3 protein-coding genes and 1 pseudogene are annotated in these 1,916 nt (G+C 24.4%); all 4 read left to right on the top strand.

The features are described from left to right. Positions 1-143 (top strand): DUF2972 domain-containing protein (locus JG677_RS07975; RefSeq protein WP_200286101.1); only part of this gene is annotated, 143 nt, incomplete at its 5' end. Between the two features lie 360 nt (positions 144-503). Beyond that, a complete protein-coding gene (locus JG677_RS07970; protein WP_234284674.1) occupies positions 504-1,025 on the top strand; it encodes a hypothetical protein in 522 nt (173 codons plus the stop codon). Continuing rightward, a complete protein-coding gene (locus JG677_RS07965; RefSeq protein ID WP_200286100.1) occupies positions 1,018-1,656 on the top strand; it encodes an HAD family hydrolase in 639 nt (212 codons plus the stop codon). The genes JG677_RS07970 and JG677_RS07965 overlap by 8 nt, the downstream gene beginning before the upstream one ends. After that, a pseudogene (locus JG677_RS07960) lies at positions 1,650-1,916 on the top strand (glycosyltransferase family 2 protein); the annotation flags it as partial. The gene JG677_RS07965 and the pseudogene JG677_RS07960, both read left to right, overlap by 7 nt.

The following is a 1,916-nucleotide window of genomic DNA, read 5'->3' as shown; positions in this document are numbered from 1 at the left end:
GAATTAATAATGATATTTTAAAAAAATATAAAATTAAACTAGATGATGAACTTTCCCATATTAAACAACATCATCCAAATATAGTTGCTTCTTGGAAATATTATCAAGAATTTGAAAAAATGTGTAAAGAACTAGATGAATGATGTTAAGAAATATAATTTAGAAAAGAAAGTGGCATAAAATAATGATTAATATTAAAATAAAGATAAAAGATTATAATTGTTTAAAAAAGAAATTTTAAAAAACAAAGTTCTGAAATAAATAAGATTATATTTTTTAGTTTATAAAATTTTTATATAAAATAAAGTTTTGATGATAGTAATAAATTGCAATTACTTTACTTAAAAAGAACTTTAATGTTTATATAAAGAAGGATAATAAAAGTGATAATAATATCTCATAGGGGATTTTGGAAAAATATAGAAGAAAAAAATTCCATCTAGGCTTTTGAAAGAAGTTTTATTAATTCATATGGTCTTGAAACAGATTTAAGAGACGATGGTATGGGGGGGGGTATAGTCATATCTCATGATATGGCTAATAAAGATTGTTTAAAATTAGAGGATTTTTTTAAACTTTATAAAAAATATAATGTAAATTTACCCTTAGCTTTAAATATAAAAGCCGATGGTCTTCAAACTTCACTTAAACAGCTTATTCAAAAATATGAAATTTCTAATTATTTTGTATTTGATATGTCAGTTCCTGATGCTTTGATTTATATTAATTTAAATTTTAATGTTTTTACTAGACAAAGCGAATATGAAAAAGAACCTAGTTTTTATGAAAAAGCTTATGGAATTTGGATGGATGAATTTTATTTACATTGGATAGATAAAAATACTATAAAAGAACATATTGACAATAACAAACTAGTTTGTATAGTTTCTCCAGAACTTCATAGAAGGGATTATAAAAAAGAATGGCAAGAATATAAACAAATAGAGAAAGAACTGCAAATACAAGATAAATTAATGATTTGTACTGATTATCCTGATAAGGCAAGAAAGTTTTTTAATGATTAAAATAAAAGCTATTATTTTCGATATGGACGGAGTTTTAATTGAAGCTAAAGATTGGCATTATAAAGCTTTAAATAAGGCTTTAAAGCTTTTTGGTATGGAAATTAGCAGATATGAACATTTAACAACTTTTGATGGTTTACCAACTAAAGATAAATTAAAAATACTCTCGTTAGATAAAGGTTTGCCTTTATCTTTGCATAATTTTATAAATGAACTAAAACAACAATATACTATGGAAATCGTTCATAGTTTATGTAAGCCTAGATTTTATCATGAATATGCCCTATCGAGATTGAAAAATGAGGGTTATAAAATGGCTGTTTGTTCTAATTCTATACGCAATAGTATTGAAGTGATGATGAAAAAATCAGCTCTTGAAAATTATTTAGATTTTTATATTTCCAATGAAGATGTAAAAAAAGGAAAGCCTGATCCAGAAATGTATATTAAGGCTATAGAGAAATTAGGATTAAAAGCTAGAGAATGTATGATTGTAGAAGATAATGAAAACGGTATAAAGGCAGCTAAGGCAAGTGGGGCTAATGTGATGATTGTAAATGAGGTTGATGAAGTAAATTATGAAAATATTAAAAATCATATTTTTAAATTTGAAAAGGAATTAAAATGTTAAACATAGTGGTTCCTATTGCAGGCAAAAGTTATTTTTTTGATAATGAAAAAGATGGTTTTCCAAAGCCATTTATTGAAATTTGTGGAAAAACTATGTTAGAACATTTTATTAAGAATTATGAAAATGTCAAGAATAAGCGCTTTATTTTTATATTAAGAGAAGAGGATGTAAAGTGTTATCATTTAGATGTTGCAATTAATGTTTTAACTAACAATCAAAGCAAAATTATTATTCTTAAAAATGAAACTAGTGGTGTAGCT

The sequence above is a fragment of the Campylobacter sp. TTU-622 genome (genome assembly GCF_016598965.1).
Classification (GTDB): Bacteria; Campylobacterota; Campylobacteria; order Campylobacterales; family Campylobacteraceae; genus Campylobacter_D.
The sequence above is the reverse complement of the archived record's forward strand: the minus strand, read 5'-3'. Positions and strand labels throughout refer to the sequence as shown.